The organism is Mycolicibacterium tusciae (assembly GCF_002086795.1).
Classification (GTDB): Bacteria; Actinomycetota; Actinomycetes; order Mycobacteriales; family Mycobacteriaceae; genus Mycobacterium; species Mycobacterium tusciae.
The window spans coordinates 84,565-101,466 of record NZ_MVIM01000014.1; the positions used below are offsets into that span (position 1 = coordinate 84,565).

15 protein-coding genes and 1 pseudogene are annotated in these 16,902 nt (G+C 65.1%); 12 read left to right on the forward strand and 4 right to left on the reverse strand.

The window, feature by feature from the left end; translation table 11 throughout:
• From BST47_RS22495 to BST47_RS22520, 6 genes are read left to right on the forward strand one after another with little or no spacing between them, the layout of a single operon-like run.
• The gene (locus tag BST47_RS22495) at positions 1 to 918 is read left to right on the forward strand and encodes an acyl-CoA dehydrogenase family protein (protein ID WP_083127929.1); all 918 of its coding nucleotides are present in this window, start codon (positions 1 to 3) and stop codon (positions 916 to 918) included.
• Positions 915 to 1,835 (forward strand): Gfo/Idh/MocA family protein, encoded by a 921-nt coding sequence (locus tag BST47_RS22500; protein ID WP_083127877.1) that lies wholly within the window; start codon positions 915 to 917, stop codon positions 1,833 to 1,835. Before BST47_RS22495 ends, BST47_RS22500 begins: the two co-directional genes overlap by 4 nt.
• Positions 1,832 to 3,013: an acyl-CoA dehydrogenase family protein gene (locus BST47_RS22505; protein WP_083127878.1), complete on the forward strand. Its 1,182-nt coding sequence runs from the start codon at positions 1,832 to 1,834 to the stop codon at positions 3,011 to 3,013. Before BST47_RS22500 ends, BST47_RS22505 begins: the two co-directional genes overlap by 4 nt.
• A complete protein-coding gene (locus BST47_RS22510) occupies positions 3,013 to 3,960 on the forward strand; it encodes an acyl-CoA dehydrogenase family protein (RefSeq protein ID WP_234809817.1) in 948 nt (315 codons plus the stop codon). Before BST47_RS22505 ends, BST47_RS22510 begins: the two co-directional genes overlap by 1 nt.
• A gap of 19 nt (positions 3,961 to 3,979) precedes the next feature.
• Positions 3,980 to 5,692 (forward strand): thiamine pyrophosphate-binding protein, encoded by a 1,713-nt coding sequence (locus BST47_RS22515; protein WP_083127880.1) that lies wholly within the window; start codon positions 3,980 to 3,982, stop codon positions 5,690 to 5,692.
• Between the two features lie 28 nt (positions 5,693 to 5,720).
• On the forward strand, positions 5,721 to 7,145 hold the full coding sequence (locus BST47_RS22520; protein WP_083127881.1) for an aldehyde dehydrogenase family protein: 1,425 nt from the start codon (positions 5,721 to 5,723) through the stop codon (positions 7,143 to 7,145).
• 55 nt (positions 7,146 to 7,200) lie between these two features.
• Here BST47_RS22520 and BST47_RS22525 read toward each other — a convergent pair whose 3' ends face one another.
• The gene (locus BST47_RS22525) at positions 7,201 to 7,524 is read right to left on the reverse strand and encodes a DUF1330 domain-containing protein (protein WP_107529054.1); all 324 of its coding nucleotides are present in this window, start codon (positions 7,522 to 7,524) and stop codon (positions 7,201 to 7,203) included.
• A gap of 4 nt (positions 7,525 to 7,528) precedes the next feature.
• Between BST47_RS22525 and BST47_RS22530 the strand changes: the two genes are divergently transcribed.
• Entirely contained in the window at positions 7,529 to 8,428 is a 900-nt protein-coding gene (locus BST47_RS22530) for an amidohydrolase family protein (protein ID WP_083127882.1), read from the forward strand.
• A gap of 36 nt (positions 8,429 to 8,464) precedes the next feature.
• On the opposite strand, the gene BST47_RS22535 is transcribed toward BST47_RS22530, so the two are convergent.
• Positions 8,465 to 9,121 (reverse strand): SDR family oxidoreductase, encoded by a 657-nt coding sequence (locus BST47_RS22535; RefSeq protein WP_083127883.1) that lies wholly within the window; start codon positions 9,119 to 9,121, stop codon positions 8,465 to 8,467.
• A gap of 736 nt (positions 9,122 to 9,857) precedes the next feature.
• On the opposite strand from BST47_RS22535, the gene BST47_RS22540 reads away from it, so the two are divergent.
• From BST47_RS22540 to BST47_RS22555, 4 genes are all read left to right on the forward strand, one after another.
• Positions 9,858 to 11,018: a hypothetical protein gene (locus tag BST47_RS22540; RefSeq protein ID WP_133056235.1), complete on the forward strand. Its 1,161-nt coding sequence runs from the start codon at positions 9,858 to 9,860 to the stop codon at positions 11,016 to 11,018.
• Positions 11,019 to 11,202: 184 nt separating this feature from the next.
• Positions 11,203 to 11,877 (forward strand): TnsA-like heteromeric transposase endonuclease subunit, encoded by a 675-nt coding sequence (locus BST47_RS22545; protein ID WP_234809829.1) that lies wholly within the window; start codon positions 11,203 to 11,205, stop codon positions 11,875 to 11,877.
• A gap of 17 nt (positions 11,878 to 11,894) precedes the next feature.
• Positions 11,895 to 14,066 (forward strand): DDE-type integrase/transposase/recombinase, encoded by a 2,172-nt coding sequence (locus tag BST47_RS22550; RefSeq protein WP_083127886.1) that lies wholly within the window; start codon positions 11,895 to 11,897, stop codon positions 14,064 to 14,066.
• Between the two features lie 2 nt (positions 14,067 to 14,068).
• Entirely contained in the window at positions 14,069 to 15,076 is a 1,008-nt protein-coding gene (locus BST47_RS22555; RefSeq protein WP_083127887.1) for a TniB family NTP-binding protein, read from the forward strand.
• A gap of 14 nt (positions 15,077 to 15,090) precedes the next feature.
• Here BST47_RS22555 and BST47_RS31240 read toward each other — a convergent pair whose 3' ends face one another.
• Entirely contained in the window at positions 15,091 to 16,086 is a 996-nt protein-coding gene (locus BST47_RS31240; RefSeq protein ID WP_234809818.1) for a hypothetical protein, read from the reverse strand.
• Between the two features lie 12 nt (positions 16,087 to 16,098).
• On the opposite strand from BST47_RS31240, the gene BST47_RS31245 reads away from it, so the two are divergent.
• A complete protein-coding gene (locus tag BST47_RS31245; protein WP_234809819.1) occupies positions 16,099 to 16,239 on the forward strand; it encodes a hypothetical protein in 141 nt (46 codons plus the stop codon).
• 84 nt (positions 16,240 to 16,323) lie between these two features.
• On the opposite strand, the pseudogene BST47_RS31680 reads toward BST47_RS31245, so the two are convergent.
• A pseudogene (locus BST47_RS31680) lies at positions 16,324 to 16,782 on the reverse strand (TniQ family protein); the annotation flags it as partial.
• Between the last annotated feature and the right edge of the window lie 120 nt (positions 16,783 to 16,902).

Here is a 16,902-nt window from a genome sequence, read left to right on the forward strand (position 1 = left end):
ATGATCCTCGACCTCTCCGACGACGCCATTGAGTATGGCCGTCAGGCTCTTCGCGCGTTCGAGGCGGCGGGCGGCGACCAACTCGTACAGCAGGCCGAGGCCAAACCCGCCATCCGTGAGTCGCTGGCGGGTCCGGTGCTCGCCGGACTCGGCGCTTGGGAACTCGATCCCCGCGATGACACCGACGGCCTCGAAGCCGCCGCCGCACTGTGCCGCAGCGCCGGTTACTGGGCGGTGCCCTACCCGGTCGCCGAACGGCTCGCGGCGCCGACCGACCTCGACGCCGACGGTCTGATCGTGGTCGCGGGCACACGTCCGTCCGGTGTGCTCGCCGGTATCGAATCACGTTGGGCCGCTGTAACGCTGGACGGAGCCCGATCGACGGTGTCAGGCATCGACGGCGCAGGCCCGGGATTCGTCACCGAGGTGACACTGTCTGCTATCGACGATGGCGGTGCTGCCGATGTGGCGCTCGGACTCGTACTGCCGTGCTGGACGCTGCTCGGCATGCTCGACCGTGCGATCGAACTGACCGTCTCGCACGTCAGCCTGCGCAAGCAGTTCGGGCAGACGCTGTCGTCGTTCCAGGGTGTGCAGTTCCAATTGACCGACGCCGAGGTCGAGCGCAGCGGGTTGGACATTCTCGCCAAGTACGCGCTGTGGAGTATCGGCAGCGGCCAGCCGGACACGCTCAACGACGCGTTGGCGCTGCGGATGTCGGCGATCGAGGCGGCGGAGATCGTCTTCCGGGTGTGCCACCAGTTGCACGGTGCGGTCGGGTTCTGCGACGAGACCACGCTGTCGTGGCTGTCGCGTTACAGCCAGCCGCTGCGCCGGTTGCCGCTCGGCCTTTCCGCCACGCGCGACGAGTTGACCCGCCGCGTCGGCGGATCCGGATTGACGGGCCTGTTCGCATGAAGGTCGTCGTGATCGGAACCGGCTTCGGTAAGCACGCGGCCGCCCCCGTGTACGAAAGTCTAGGGCTGGACGTCGAGGTCATCAGCCCGCGCGACGAGGCGGCGGTGAAGACCGCAATCGCCTCCGACGTCGCCCTCATCTCGGTGCACTCTCCGCCCTTCATGCACGTCGAGCATGTGAACGCCGCACTCGACCACGGACACGCGGTGCTGTGTGACAAGCCGTTCGGCCGCAACGCCGCAGAGGCGGAGTCGATGCGCGAACGCGCCCGCGCCACCGGCGTATTGAACTTCCTGAACTTCGAGTTCCGCTACAACGAGTCTTGGGCGAAGATCAAAAAGCTGGCTGACGATGGAATCATCGGCAGACCAATCCACTTGAGCTGGGCGTTCTACGGCAGCGGATTGCGCGGTCGCAAGTACGGCTGGATCAATGACCGTGAGCTCGGCGGTGGATGGGTCGGCGCCTATGGCTCCCACCTGATCGACTACACGCGCTGGCTGTTCGACAGCGAGGTCACCGGCTGTGGAGGCGTGACCCGCATCGATGGATCGCCACCCGAGGCGACCGCCGAGGATGCGTATTCGGCATGGTTCACGATGGCGAACGGCTGCACCGCCGCGCATGACACCGGCTTCGCCGGGGCGGTCTCCCTCGCTCCACGTGCGACGCTGCTGGGCAGCGACGGCTCGCTCGAGCTGACCGGGGACACGACACTGGTAGTGCGTCGGCCCGGTGCGGAACCCCAGACGTTCGAATTCCCTCCGGCGCCAAGGAGATCGCCGCCCCCGGCGCTGACGGCGTTCCTGAGTGACGTCGTCGCGGCGGTACGAACCGGCACACAGATCACCCCGTCGTTCGACGACGGTGTGGCGGTCGCCCATGCGATGGATCAGCTCCGGGTGAACGCATCATGAGCCTGGACGACTTCCGCGACACCGTGCACGCGTGGTGCGTCGAGCACATCCCGCCGGATTGGCGTCAGACCCAAACCGGCGCCACCGCCGAGGAATTCGTCGCCTTCCAGAAGTCGTGGTTCGCGACGCTGCACAGCGCCGGCTACGCCGTCCCGCACTGGCCGCGCGAATGGGGCGGCGGGATGTCGGTGCCCGAACAGGTCGTGCTGTACCAGGAACTGGCCGCCCACGACGCGCCGCGGCTGGTGCTCGCGTTCGTCGGAATCCACCACGCCGCGTCGACCCTGCTCGTTGCGGGCACCGACGAACAGCGCCGTCGACACCTACCCGCGATCCTCGACGGTGAGATCTGGGTGCAGGGCTTCTCCGAACCCGAGGCCGGGTCCGACCTGGCGAGCCTGCGCACCACAGCACGACGCGATGGCGACACCTTCGTCGTCAGCGGCCAGAAGTTGTGGGCCAGCGGCGGTATGCACGCCGACTGGTGCCTGCTGTTGGCTCGCACCGATCCTGATGCCCCCAAGCGCCCAGGTGCCCGAAAGAGCGCTGGCATCTCGTACTTCCTGCTGGACATGGCGACGCCCGGAGTCGAAGTGCGGCCGATCCGCAACGCGATCGGGGATTCGCACTTCTGCGAGGTCTTCCTCAACGATGTGCGAATTCCGGCCGCCAACCTCGTCGGCGACGAGAACCATGGCTGGCAGGTCGCCCAGGCGACGCTGGGTGCCGAGCGGGGCATGACGATGCTCGAGCTCGCCGAACGTCTCGGCAACGCGGGCTTCCGCTGGCTGCTGGAAAGCTGCCCGGTCGACGATCCCATCGTGGCCGACCGGCTGGCGCAGTTCGAAATCGAGATCGCCGGACTGCGCGGTATGTGCCGAAAAGTGGTCGAGTCCGCCGACAATCCAGGCACGGCGGGCCCCGCCGACGCATCCATCGTCAAGCTGTTCTACAGCGAGCTGCTGCAGCGGATGACGGATTTCGGCGCCGAGGTCGGGGGACTGGCCGCGCACACCGAGTTGACGAAGCCCATGTCGAGCGGCTGGGAGTCCGGTGCCTGGATGCTCGACTTCATCGGGTCATGGGAGTGGACGATCCCCGGTGGAGCGAGCGAGATCCAGCGCACCATCATCGGCGACCGCGGGCTCGGGCTGCCGCGAGAACCGAGTGCCCTCTGATGGCCGACTATTCGGAGTTCCACGACGAGATGCGCTCGGTCGCAGGCGACCTGCTGGCCAAGGATCGCGCAGTGGACTGGCCGGTGCTCGTCGACGCGGGGTGGGTCGGGCTGGAGGTGCCCGAGGAGTTCGGCGGAGCGGGCGCGACGTTCGCTGAAACCGCGGTGGTGTGCCGAGAGATCGGCCGTGCGGCCAGCGCCAACAACTACTTGGGTAGCGCGGTCCTATCCGTCGGTGCCCTGAACGCATTGCAGCCCAGCGAGACTCGGGACCAACTGCTGACCGACATGGCATCAGGCCTGATACGGGTGGCCGTCGCAGTCGAATCGGACTTCGTGCCCGACGCCGTGGGCGCCGACCGCATCCTCGTGGTCACCGACGACGGCGTCGCTGTCACCGCGCCGACCGTCACCGCGCGGCCGGTGCTCGATGAGACGCGCAGGCTGGGCACTATCACGAGTGCCGGCACCGCCGAGGTGCTGCGGTTCGACGGGGACCACGCTGCTGCGGTGCGCGGGCTACGCGATCGCGCCGCGGTCGCCGTCGCCTGCGACAGCCTGGGCATCTCGGAAGCGATGCTGGACGCGACCGTGGGCTATGCGAAGGTCCGCGAGCAGTTCGGCAGGCCCATCGGCTCGTTCCAGGCCGTCAAGCACGCCTGCGCCGACATGCTCGTCACCATCTCGGTCTCGCGCCAGCTCGTCGGCGCCGCGGTGCAAGCCGTTGTCGACGACCGACCGGACGCCGATGTGGCCGCCGCGATGGCCAAGTCGTACGCCTGCGGATCGGCCGTCGACATCGCGGGCAAGGCCATGCAGCTGCACGGCGGCATCGGTTACACGTGGGAGAGCGGAATCCACGTGTACCTCAAACGGGCCGCTCTCAACCGTTCACTATTCGGCTCGCCGGCAGCGCATCGAAAATACTTAGCGCAACGCTATCTATAACGGAATCAAGGAGTTTCACATGGGTGTACCCGTCTACAAACGCATTCTCGATCTGCTCGAGGCCGAGGGCGTCAACACACTGTTCGGCATCCCGGATCCCAACTTCGTGCACATGTTCTCCGAGGCCGACGCACGCGGATGGTCGGTCGTCGCGCCTCACCACGAGTTGAGCGCCGGCTTCATGGCGGAGGCGGCGTCGCGGATGACCGGCAAGCCCGGCCTCTGTATCGGCACGCTCGGTCCGGGTATGGCGAACATCGCGGGCGCCATCCAGTGCGCCTTGGTGGAGAACTCGCCGGTGATCTTCCTTGGTGGCCAGCGCGCCCGCGTCACCGAACGTCGCGTGCGCCGCGGCCGTATCCAATTCGTCCAGCAGGAACCGCTTTTCGCGAACTCCGTCAAGTACAGCAGCTCGATCGAGTACGCCGACCAGACCGACGAGATCATCCGCGAGGCCATCCGTCGCTCGATGTCCGGAACGCCCGGTCCGTCGTACATCGAGTTCCCTTCGCACGTCATACTCGAAGAGCTCGACGTCCCGGAACCCCTGCCGCCCAACCGGTATCGCCTCGTCAACCAGGGGGCGGGCGCACCTGAGATCGCAGCGGCTGCCAAGCTGATCCGCGAGGCGAAAAGCCCGGTCCTGTTGGTGGGCCACGGCGTGCACACGTCGCGCACCCAGCAGGAGGTCAAAGAGCTGGCGGAGCTGATGAACTGTCCCGTCATCCAGACCTCCGGTGGCACGTCGTACATCCCGGGACTGCAGGACCGAACCTTCCCCTACTTGTTCTCTCCGGCCGCCAACGAGGCCGTCGAGGAATCCGACCTATGCGTCGCGCTGGGGACCGAACTCGGTGAGCCCATGCACTACGGCCGGACCCAGCACTGGGCCGGCAACGACGCCAATCGCAAATGGGTTTACGTCGAACAGGATCCGGCAGCCATCGGCGTCAATCGTCAGTTCGACGTGCCGCTGGTCGGCGATCTGCGCGGTATCGTGCCGCAGCTCGTCGAGGCGCTGAAGGACACCCCGCGTGCCCCGTCGGCGAACCTCGACAAGCTCGTCAAAGCCGATGCCGAGGAACTCGCGCAGCTGGCCGAGAGCGCACCATCGGGACGCTCGCCGATTCACCCGGCGCGCTACGTCGTCGAGGCCACCAAGGCGTTCAACGAACTCGAAGACGGCATCATGGTCCGCGATGGCGGCGCGACGGTGATCTTCCAGTGGACGTACTCGCAGTCCAAGCCGCGCGACGTGATCTGGAATCAGAACTTCGGCCATCTCGGCACTGGACTGCCATACGCGGTGGGGGCTTCGGTGGCCGAGGGACGCAAGCGTCCGGTGATGCTGCTGACAAGCGATTCCGCGTTCCTCTTCCACATCGCCGAACTCGAGACCGCCGCGCGAGAGGGTCTTCCCCTGGTCTGCGTCGTGGGCGTCGATCATCAGTGGGGCCTGGAGGTCGGCGTGTACAAGCGCACGTTCTCCCAGCCGTCTCCGCAGCCCGGTGTGCACTGGAGTAAGGACGTCCGGATGGACAAGATCGCCGAGGGTTTCGGCTGTCACGGCGAGTACGTGGAGAAGGAGGACGAGATCGGTCCGGCCATCGCCCGCGCCTACGCCAGCGGCAAAGTCGGTGTGGTGCACGTGTGTATCGATCCGAAGGCCAACTCCGAGGAGATGCCGAAGTACGACCGATTCCGGACCTGGTATGCAGAAGGCACCCAGTAACAGCCTGCGTTAGGGAAGAGTGCAAGACATGCGCGAATATCTGAAGTTCTACATCGACGGCAAGTGGGTCGACCCGGTCGAGCCGAAGACGCTGGACGTCGACAACCCGACCACCGAGCAGGTGTCGGGCAAGATCGCGATCGGCGGGGCCGCCGACGTCGACAATGCGGTGAAAGCCGCGAGAAAAGCGTTCGCCACCTGGTCGGTGAGCAGTCGCGAAGAGCGCCTCGATCTGTTGCAGGCGATCCTGGCCGAGTATCAGAAGCGTTCCGCGGATCTCGGTGAGGCGGTGTCCGAGGAGATGGGCGCGCCGCCGTCGCTGGGCTCGGGCACGCAGGTCTACCTCGGTCTCGGACACCTCAACGGTGCCATCGACGCGCTGAAGAATTTCGAGTTCGAAGTCCCACGCGGTGCGGCGATGATCTTCAAGGAGCCGATCGGGGTGTGCGGTCTGATCACCCCGTGGAACTGGCCCATCAACCAGATCGCCTGCAAGGTGTTCCCGGCGCTGGCCACCGGCTGCACGATGGTGCTCAAGCCGTCGGAGGTCGCACCGTACTCCGGGCAGATCTTCACCGAGATCATGGACGCCGCCGGCACGCCCGCCGGTGTGTACAACATGGTCTTCGGCGAAGGCGCAGGAGTCGGTGCCGCTCTGTCCAGCCACCCGGATATCGACATGGTGTCCTTCACCGGCTCGACGCGGGCCGGCATCGACGTCGCCCGCAACGCCGCGGCGACGGTGAAGCGGGTGACCCAGGAACTCGGCGGCAAGAGCCCGAACATCGTGCTCGACGACGACAACCTGGCGCAGAACGTCGCGGCCGGTGTGGCTGCGATGATGCCGAACTCGGGTCAGAGCTGTAACGCGCCGTCGCGCATGTTGGTGCCGAAGTCCCGCAAGGACGAAGTCATCGCGGCGGCGAAGGCGGCCGCCGAGCAGGTCAAGGTCGGTGACCTAGAGGACAAGTCGGCGATCGGGCCCGTGGCGTCCAAAGCCCAGTTCGACAAGATCCAGGGCCTGATCCAGAAGGGCATCGAGGAGGGCGCGACGGTCGTCGCCGGTGGCCCCGGTCGGCCTGAGGGCCTGGACACCGGCTATTACGTCCGGCCGACGGTGTTCGCCGACGTCACCAACGACATGACGATCGCGCGCGAGGAGATCTTCGGGCCGGTGTTGTGCATCCTCGAATACGACGACATCGATCAGGCGATCGAGATCGCCAACGACACCGAGTACGGGTTGGCGGGTTACGTCTCGGCTGCGGACATCGAGGCGGCGCGTGCGGTGGCACGCCGGATCCGGGCCGGGCAGGTCGCGATCAACCACGCGTTCGACCTGAACACGCCGTTCGGTGGCTACAAGCGCAGCGGCAACGGTCGTGAATGGAGCGAGTTCGGCTTCGACGAGTACCTCGAGATCAAGGGCGCTCTGGGCTATTCACCGGCCTAGGGTTTGCGGATTCGGCGCGCTGACCGCCCCATCGGGTGCTGTGAGCGCGCCGAATTCACTCGATTTTGAGCAACGGCCGCAGATCGTCCAGGCGGTCGAAGAGGTGCCAGATGTAGGACGACGACCCGTTCTCCCGGTGTGCGTGCAGATCGGCGAGCTCAGGGTCGTCGCAGTAACTGTCGAACGCGGAACGTGAGTCCCACTCGACGAGGATCAGCACCTTGCGCGGTTCGATGTCGCCGAGGATCGCGTCGTTGAACTGCCCGAGCGCGACGACGCGGCCGCCGTGCTTGGCGACCTCTTGGGGAGAGCGTTTCGAGTACGCGAGGTACTCATCGCGGTCTGCGATATCGAAGAGGTTCAGCGCGTATATCGTCACGAGGGTGACCGTACAGGGCGAAAAGTACGAATATGCGATCGATTTCGACAAGGTCGCGGCCATCGATATTCACACCCACGTCGAGGTCGACGCGCACGGCCACAAGGCGTACGACGACGCGCTGGTCCACGCGGTCGGCAAGTACTTCAAACGTGGACCCGGCGCGCTGTCGAGCGTCGATGCGCTGGCCGACGAGTACCGGCGGCACAACACCGCGGCGGTCGTCTTCACCATCGACGCGCGCACCGGAATGCGACATACGCCGAACTCGATCGAAGACCTCATCGCGGGCGCGGTGCGCAACAACGACGTGCTGATCCCGTTCGGCAGCGTCGACCCGTGGCATGAGCGCCGCGCGGTGCATCGCGTCCACGAACTCGTCCGCGACTACGGGGTGAAGGGCTTCAAATTCCACCCGAGCATGCAGGCCTTCGAGCCGAACAACCGCAAGTTCTACCCGATCTACGAGGCGATCGCCGAGGCCGGCGTGCCCGCGCTGTTTCACACCGGGCAGACGGGAATGGGCGCGGGACTGCCCGGCGGGCACCGCATCAAACTGCGGTACTCGGATCCGATGCTGCTGGACGACGTCGCCGCCGATTTCCCGGAGATGACGATCGTGATGGCGCACCCTGCGGTGCCCTGGGTCGACTCGCAGATCGCGATCGCCACGCACAAGACCAATGTCTACATCGATCTGTCGGGCTGGTCGCCGAAGTACTTTCCGCCGCAACTGGTACGCGCCGCGAGCCGGCAACTGCGGACGAAGGTGCTGTTCGGAACGGACTATCCGTACATCCAGTTGGACCGCTGGCGTAGGGATTTCGAGGAGCTCGATGTCGATCCGGCGGTGGTGTCGCTGATCTACAAAGAAAACGCACTACGAGTGCTGGGCATTCGATGAGTTTCTGACGGGGCGGACTTCAACCTCTCGTGCTGACTAGGCGATCTTCAGCGAATCAGCGCCGCCGACGTACACGATTCCGGATGGGTTCGGGGTGCTGGCGGCGTTTGCGATCGCAGCGGCGAACGCCGCGTCGGCGCTGTCACCGGAAACCACCGTGAAATGCACTCCGGCGCGGCGGAATTCCGAACGCAACGCATACAACGCGGTTTCGCCGGCCCACTTGCTCGCGGCAACGGCGGTCTGCCCCTTGGGCACCGCCCGATGGGGGAAGAAGTGGGCCGCGTGGCTCGTGACGAACACGATGCGTCCACCGGCCGGCATCAGCGGCACGGTCTTCAGCGCGATGCGGCGCTGTGCATCGCGGTTGAGACGTTTCGCGTTTCCGAGATCATCGCCCGCCTCGGGACCGACGGATGCGTTGAGGATGGCGGCGTCCAGACGACCGAAGCGATGCGAGATGGTGTCGATCATCGCCGCGCACTCGGCCTCGTCTGAGATGTCGGCACGTAGCGTCGATGCGTGGCCACCCGCGTCACGGATGGCTTGGGCGATGGATTCGGCTCGCTCGGCTCGCCTGCGGAAGTTCACCACGACATGGGTGTCGGGGCTGGCGAGTTGTCGGGCGATCTCCGCGCCGATACCCCGCGATCCGCCGGTGACCAGGACGATCCGTGCAGGTGCGTGTTGCATGTCGGCTTCCTTCCATGGCTGCGTGTGCCCGAACGCCCACGGTACACCAATTCTTAAGAAAAATAAGGCTTCCATAAGGTCACAATAAGGCTGCAGTCGCGCTGCTTTCTCGTAATACGATGTCGAGATGCAGGAAAGATTGACAAGCGACTCCTAATGTTTGACTACACCCTCTAGTTTCACGGAGGGAAAACGTCTGAGGGCCTTGTCTTTGCAGATCAACGTGGTGATGCTAGTCCTATGGCCCTGGGCGGTGCCGAGTAGTAAGTGCGTGTTCGTCCCATGTTTGTCACCGCCGCCGCCCTACTAGTGGTGTCTTCGCGGCGTGTTTGCCGGAAAGATTGACAGAGCGCGTCAGACGAATCCGCAATAATTGGGCCAATAGGCCTATTAATCGAAACCCTCGTCGATCTCGATCAACAGGATCTCGGCCGTGAGGGGCGCGGGGCAACCAACCAGCGGTGGCGACGGCGACCGCGCTACAGCGCCAGAGGACGACGATGGCTGGCTGCCGAGCAGGGTCAGACTGGTTAACGGTGAGTCCTTCGACTCGTTGTGTCGCCGCCTTGCCACCGCGAACGATTTGTCGGCGGCACAACTCCTGCGGGTGAGCGTGTCGGGGCGAAGCAGTCGATCGGATGCCGGTGGGTCAACAGTCGCCGTCGCCCGATGTTTGGGAGTTGACGAGAGGACGCTGCGAGCGGCGGCCTTCTTAGATTTCCCGACACTTGGGGCCGTGTGGCGGCTGCGAACGGCGGTGTGGGTGTGTCGGGGTTGTCAGTCGCGTGGTGTCGAGGAGGCGCTGCACGGGCTGATGGTGCAGTTCTCGTGCCTACGGTGCGGGACGTACCTGGTGCGACAGCACGACGAGTTCGGTGCGGCGCCTTGGCCCGTCGCTCCGGCCGATCAGGCGATTCAGCGAGAGATCCTTGGCGCGCTCACGGTCGGTGGTGGTCCCCGGTTGGACAACGCCATCCATCTCGGATTCGTTACGACTGACCGCCTCGTGTGGGGTGGGGGAGGGGTGCCCGAGACTCGGGCCCTGCTGTCGGTGTCGAAAGCAGCCGTGCTCGACTGTGTGCGCCAGCGCTCGGCGCTGCCCGAGCACCCTCGAATCGTTGCCTTCATCCTGCGCCGCACATGGATTTTCGCCGCGTCGGAGGGCGTGACGAACATCGCCCAAGCGGCACTGGGCAGGGCGATGCCGCGTTCGGACGACGTGCCCGGATATTTCGACCATCTGTCTGCGGATGAAGTAGCGCCAATGATGCGTGGAGCGCGATTCGCATCCACTCGAGATCTTTTGGATGCTGGCCTGCGTATCGGCGCGGTGGTGAGCGCGGGCGGGTTGCGTTCTGTCGATGTGCCATGGGACGTGCGGTATGCAGTCGACGACCTTGTCATCGACGATGCCGCATATCGGTGGCGCCTGTATGTCTGCCTGCAACTGCGGTACTGGCTCAAATCGCTGGAACTCGACGGACGCGCCGACCAGTTCGACGACCGCGTGATTGATCCGTTGGTGCTGCGATCATCGCGCATCGTCGGGCGGCGAGCCGACACCGCCGCGATCTTCTTGGCCCATCTGGTGCAGCTTGTCGAAGACCTCACGACGCAATCCGCAGCACGCCACACGTCGGCGATCGTGCCTGACCTCGACGTGTCGACTTTGCGCGATTTGGCGCCGACGTTCGTGATCCGCACCCGCCGCCGAGCCGTGCGGATAGCGCGCTACTGGATCTGGCTCGACTTAGTGGCCGGCCAGGACGCGTATGGCCATCTACCGACGTGCTCACCTCGGGAAGTGCGGCTGTTCGAGGAGTTGGTGGGGGAGCGTGAGCGTGCAGCTCTCAGACGCCGCTGCCGCAGGGCATTGGGGCCGGCCTCAGACCGCTAGCTGTGGATGCTGAAACGGTCTAGCGTGACGTAGGTCACATTCGTATCCGGGGCGTCTGCAGCCTTGCTTTCGGCGTCGACCCCCGGAGGGCATCACGGAGCGGCGAATCATGCCCAAACGCCGTCGATCCGACGTCAGGAGTACGGAGTCCGTCTTCGGGGCGGCAAACGCGGGCCCACGACTGATGTGGACGGTCAAGCTGCGAGGCCGAGACGAAACTGAGTGGGATTGGCAGCAGAGGCACCCACCGCCCCTGCGCCTGCTCGTCCCAGTCCGACGACCGCACTCGTCACGGAACAACCGCCACATTCCCGCCACTGCGTACTCGATGATCAATGGCGGCGTGGTCGAGCTCGAGTCGGGGTTGGAGCACGACCTGGTGCGCAGCATCGACCGCGATCGGCGAATCCAGCTGATCATCGCTCAACCATTCACCTTGTTCTGGACGCGATCCCGCCACACCCCTGACCTGTTGACCGTCACCGAAGGCGGTGCCGTCACGGTGTGGGACGTTCGCGCCATCGAGCGCCAAGACGACGACTTCAGGACCAAGAGTGAGATCACGCGACAAGAGTGCCGGGCGGTCGGCTGGGCCTACCGAGTGTTTGAGGGACTTGACCGCATCGAGCGATTGAACCTGCTGTGGCTGCACTGCTGTCGGCAGCGTCCTGCATGGGCAGACGCACACGAAGAGCGCATCCGCGCACTGGTGGGCGCTGGCGTCACGCTGGGTCACCTGTTCGCCCACGACGACGGTTCGGGCGAGCTGAAATCGACTGTCTGGCATCTGTTGTGGCGCGGGGACCTCGACATCGACATGTACTCGCCCTGGGACCTCACAACCCAGGTCACTGTGTAACGAGGAAATGAGGACGCATGAAGGCCATCGAGATGAATGACGGGCGCACAACACTTGCCGAAGGCGAACGCGTGATGACCAAAAAACATGGCGTCGTGCTCATCGTCGCGATCGACAACGACGGCGTCGAGGTAGTGGATGCGATCGGATCGCTCGACCGGATGGCGTGGGACGAGATATCCACGGCGTGCGAAGTAGTCACCGGCGAGCCCGCCGCGACGGCGGAGGCGCTGCAACCCATGTGGGATGCACTCGACGAGAACACCAGGGAGGCAACCATCAATAAGCTGGAGATCGTCTTGGAGATCAAAACCGGTTTCCGCGAGGGACATCCGACTCTAAGGCGTGACGGCGAGCCGCGATTCCCCTACGGCCCGACATTCGGAATGTCGATCAACCAACGATGTACCCGCATGGCCCAGGAACTGACCGAGGCGTGCTGCTCGGATCCCACCCTGCAACGGCGCGTCGAAGACGGAGAGCTTCAGTCGAGTTCAATCAGCGCGACGACGGTGCGCGGGTGGGTGCGGGCCTACCACCGCGGGGGACTGTGCGCGCTAATTGATGGTCGCAAAGTTCGGCCGAGTCGGCGCTGGGAGGTGATCGATCCGCGCTACCGCGACGTGGCGACCAAGATGTTCGACGCACTCGATGGGGATCGATCGACGGTGGCCAATCGCGAGATCCACCGCCGAACCCTGTTGGAACTCAAACAAACCGGGGCGCAGAACGTTGTCGTCCCTCAACGGGCCACCAGCCAGTTTCTGGCCTCGTTGAAGCGCGAACGCGGCAAGACCACGAGGTCGCAACTGAGTCGCAAATTGCGTAGCGTCTCCGGGACACAGAGCTACCCGGCGATCCGCCCTGGACAAATCGTGGCGATCGATGCAACCCGCGCCGACAATCTCGTCTACGACCCGCTCAGCGGACGCGCTTACAGCGTCGAGGTCCTCACCGCCATCGACATCGCCACGCGCGTCGTGCTCGCACTGCGCGTCGTTCCGCGCAGCGCCAACGGAATCGAAGCAGGGCTACTGCTCTACGACGTCCTGCGACCCTTCTCCATGGCCATCAACGGGACATCGATAAGCCCTTGGAGGTGGGCGGGTGTCCCAGGCCAACTGGACCTGAGCAACCTGATCGTGCGCGCCGACCGGCGGCTCATCGTCCCGGACTTCAGCACGCTGGACGGCGACCATCTCATTCCGTCGCTGCGCCCCGAAGCCATCCGTTGCGACTGGGGATCGATCTTCGTGTCACGTCTGTTTCGTGAGCTGCTTCAAAGCTTGGGTATCGACCTGCTGCTTAACCGCGGTGGGAAGGCCAACGACAACGCGTTCGTCGAGCGCTGGTTCGAGACCATCCAGCGTGGGCTGCAACAAATCCCTGGCTACAAGGGACGCAGCGTCGCCGAACGCGGACGTTTGGTGGCCGAGGAGCCTCTGCTGACCGCCCGTGAACTGCAAGATCACCTACGTCACTACATCGGCACCGATTACCACCGCGCCCCGCACACCGGGCTGCTGCTGTCCGCGAACGACACCGAACGACGAGCACGGCTGTGCCCGCTGGAGATGTTCGACTCCATGCTCGAGTTCACCGGACGCATCGACGTGCCCCAGAGCCCCGATCTGATCTATCAGTTCCTGCCGATCCGGTGGGGCACCATCGGCCATGACGGCGTCCGGTTCTTCAACATGACCTACAGCAGCCCCGCGGTGCTGGGCCCATACCGCAACGTGCCGGTCGGATTCTTCCGACCGCAGGACCGGGCAGCACCCTTCCATGTCGACCCCCAAGACCTGTCGCGCATCTGGTTTCGAGATCGCGAGTCGGGTCGCGTTGAAGAGCTGAAATGGCGCGGCGCCGATCGCACCGACGCGCCGATGAGCATGGCCATCGTCGGGCACGCCTGCGCGCTGATACGAAACCGAGGAGGCAACCACGTACTCAAGCGCGATTCGGCGACCCAGTTGATCCTCGACCAACTCGGCGAAATCACCAGCGCTCCAAAGCGTCCAGCGATCCGCCGCAAGCTCGCGGCCGCCGCCATGCGGGTAGACCAGGCGACCATCGACCACGGCGAAGCCCAACGAGCGCAGGACGTCATCACACCCAGATCTAAGAGCCGTCCCCAGCACTCGCAGAGTCTGCGCCAACCGTGGCCCAATTACCTCGATGAGGACTGATCGTGAATGCCGCGGAGTTCCATCGACTCAGCACGCAGGCTTCGCCACCAGAGCCCGCCCACCTCAGCGTCCGACAATGGGAGGCACTGTCCGTCGAGCACCGCACAGCGCACCTCGCTGCCCTCGAGAAATGGCTGGGTCACCTCTGGATCGACATTGGCGACCTGCAGCAGGTGTGCGACGTGATGACCGCGATCGTGCGAAAGAACGCGACTTCACGGCCGGGCGCCAAACGCATCCTCGGATTGTCGGGCCCGTTCGCCATCGGAAAGACCACCCTGATTCAGCGGTGGGCAGGCGAAAGATACAACGCCTGGACCGCCGATTGCGCTCACGATCGGCGCGGCCGCCCCGTCTACTACACCACCGACTGCGAGCACGATCTGAATCCAGTCGTGTGGGCCGGTCTTGCCTCCAAAGCGAAGGCCACCGACGTCAACGCCGAGATCCTGCACTACCACGGCCTGCCAGGCAAGGACTCACACAAGGCGTTCGACGCCATGAAACGTCACCGAACCCGCGTGCTCGTGCTCGACGACGTCCACTTTCTCGCGACGACCGCTGCCTGGGGCCGTGAGGTCCTCGATCACCTCAAGCGACTGAACTCCGAACTGGGCTACCTCAACGCCACCCTGCTCGTGGTCGGCGCCAACCTCGAGGATGGATCGCTGGCCCACGACCCGCAGATCAGGGCACGGCTGAAGCTGCAGCACTACCCGACCTATCCGAAACCCGACGACCGCCCGGAGCAACAGCGGTGGCAGCGAGTCGTGCGAGAACTCGAAAACACGGTGCTGCCACATCTGCCGAACGGCAAACGGGGCATGCTGTTCATGCAGCTGGCCGGTGAATTGCATTACCGGACACAGGGTTTCCTCGGCGATCTCACCGAACTCGTCGCCGAGGCGACGCTGGCCGCCGTCGCTGACGGAAGTTTCGCCGTCGCGCTGCGCCACCTCGATGGCGTCGTTCTCGCCGAACGCGCCAAGGACAACATCTTTTCGGCGTAAGTCTTCTAGAGGCGTCATCGTGTGGCGCCCGGATTCATGACGAGATCGCGCAACGTCGCTTGCGCAACGGATCCAAGGGTCTGGCCGAAACGCCGGTAGGCGACCTGCTGTGCCGACGTTGGTGGGGCGATCCAGCCGGGGCTCGTCTGCAGCGGCGCCTGCGCGATCTCACACCACATCCATGCGATGGCGTAGGGCGTCGTCGCGGGCCATCGGTCCGGCGGCATCGACGCGCGCCACCGCGGTAACCACCGATGCTGGTCCAGCACGAGCGCACGCACGCGGTCCTCTCGTCGGCGGAAGTCCCGATCGTGCGACAACATCGACGATGCGTCGTGCACCGCCCCGGCAAACACGGCTGGCGTGACGCGCATGCCGGCGAGGGCCCGCCGAGCCGCGTCGTTTGCGATCGCAGGGTCCAACCCGATTCGGGCGGCGGCCTGCGGCCAGCTGTTGGCGGATAACGACACCCTCACCACACACAGCGAAACGTAGACGCGACCCGTCCAGGCGGCGACGGCCAGCATGCCGTCGAATATCCGGTCATAGATCTCGGTATCGATCAATTGCGGGATCGCGGCCGCGGAACGCCGCGCCGACGTCGAACCGAACGCGCTTCGATGACGGCGACCGGCGGTCGCGGCGTCAATCACCAGATCCACTGCCGGTGTCCGCGTCGTTCGGCTCATCAACCATCCCCGCGGTCCGTCGGGAAGCCCGGCGATTGCACCGAGCCAGGGACGAAGACGTGCCGCTGCAGCGTCGGCGGTGTCTTCGCCGAGGATGCCCAGTGCTGCGGCCAACAAGCCAGCGCGGATTTTCGCATGCTGCAGCGGGTAGGGCAGCATCGACCGGCCCCATGAGGCGCGAGATGGCGGCCGAGTCCAACAGCAAAGGTCGGCGTCGGGCCAGTCGACGAACCCCGGCCGACCGCGCCGGGACAACAGCTCCACCAGCAGTGTCAGCAGGTTGCACACTTCGCCCAATAGCACCGAGGGTGCGGTGCGCACACCCAACACCGGATGAGAACGGCCCTCCACCGCGTTGAGCACAACACGAGTGGCATCGACCTGCATCTCGCCGGTGCCCTCGACGGCATGGTCGACCGCCAGGTGTGGACACGGCCTGGACCGACCGATCAGATTCCCGCAGGCATGTACTGACCCGGACGCCAATCCCAACGGCGCGTTCGAGTGGGAGCGAAATCGCTGCAAGCACCCGCGGCAATGCGTGACCAACACGGTGGCGTGTTCGACGCAGACCGCCGCGATGGGCAGTCGCCACTGCACACGCCAGATGGCGTCCTCGGCCAGACACCGAGGACAGACTTGCGACCCGAACCCCGGCGCCGTCCTTTGACCGGGCGTCGGCCGACAGTACGGAGCTTGAGCCGCACATGGCCAAACTGCGGCCGGGAACGCGGCGAACCGAGCCAAGGTGGCGTCGAGGACCGAATCAACCTGCAGTCCACTGATTTCGCAGATCCGCCGAACCGCCGACGGATCCGGTGACGTCATCAGCGAATACGCCGCTTGAGCAGTCGCGGCGATCCGATGACCGCTCAGCAAATCTAGCAACTGGCCGCGGCGAAGATGGTTCGCATCGGCCAACCGCTCCAAGTAGCCATCCAGAGCCTCGCCCGCATGCAGGACCGGGCGACTCGGCAGACGCCCCGCCGTGTCGACCGCGGCGAGGGCCGCCGTCATCGCCGATCTCGCCGACCGGTGTGAATCACCATCGTCGCAAGCTCGCGGAACATCGAGTAGCGACGTGAACACACCACCGCCATCTACCCCGGGGCCGTTCCCACCCTTGCGCTACTCGAC

Bases quoted from the DNA above. Each gene is read 5' to 3' on its own strand.
- BST47_RS22495 (WP_083127929.1), top strand. From the start codon at position 1: ATGATCCTCGACCTCTCCGACGACGCCATTGAGTATGGCCGTCAGGCT.
- BST47_RS22500 (WP_083127877.1), top strand. From the start codon at position 915: ATGAAGGTCGTCGTGATCGGAACCGGCTTCGGTAAGCACGCGGCCGCC.
- BST47_RS22505 (WP_083127878.1), top strand. From the start codon at position 1,832: ATGAGCCTGGACGACTTCCGCGACACCGTGCACGCGTGGTGCGTCGAG.
- BST47_RS22510 (WP_234809817.1), top strand. From the start codon at position 3,013: ATGGCCGACTATTCGGAGTTCCACGACGAGATGCGCTCGGTCGCAGGC.
- BST47_RS22515 (WP_083127880.1), top strand. From the start codon at position 3,980: ATGGGTGTACCCGTCTACAAACGCATTCTCGATCTGCTCGAGGCCGAG.
- BST47_RS22520 (WP_083127881.1), top strand. From the start codon at position 5,721: ATGCGCGAATATCTGAAGTTCTACATCGACGGCAAGTGGGTCGACCCG.
- BST47_RS22535 (WP_083127883.1), bottom strand. From the start codon at position 9,121: ATGCAACACGCACCTGCACGGATCGTCCTGGTCACCGGCGGATCGCGG.
- BST47_RS22545 (WP_234809829.1), top strand. From the start codon at position 11,203: ATGTGGACGGTCAAGCTGCGAGGCCGAGACGAAACTGAGTGGGATTGG.
- BST47_RS22550 (WP_083127886.1), top strand. From the start codon at position 11,895: ATGAAGGCCATCGAGATGAATGACGGGCGCACAACACTTGCCGAAGGC.
- BST47_RS31245 (WP_234809819.1), top strand. From the start codon at position 16,099: ATGAGAACGGCCCTCCACCGCGTTGAGCACAACACGAGTGGCATCGAC.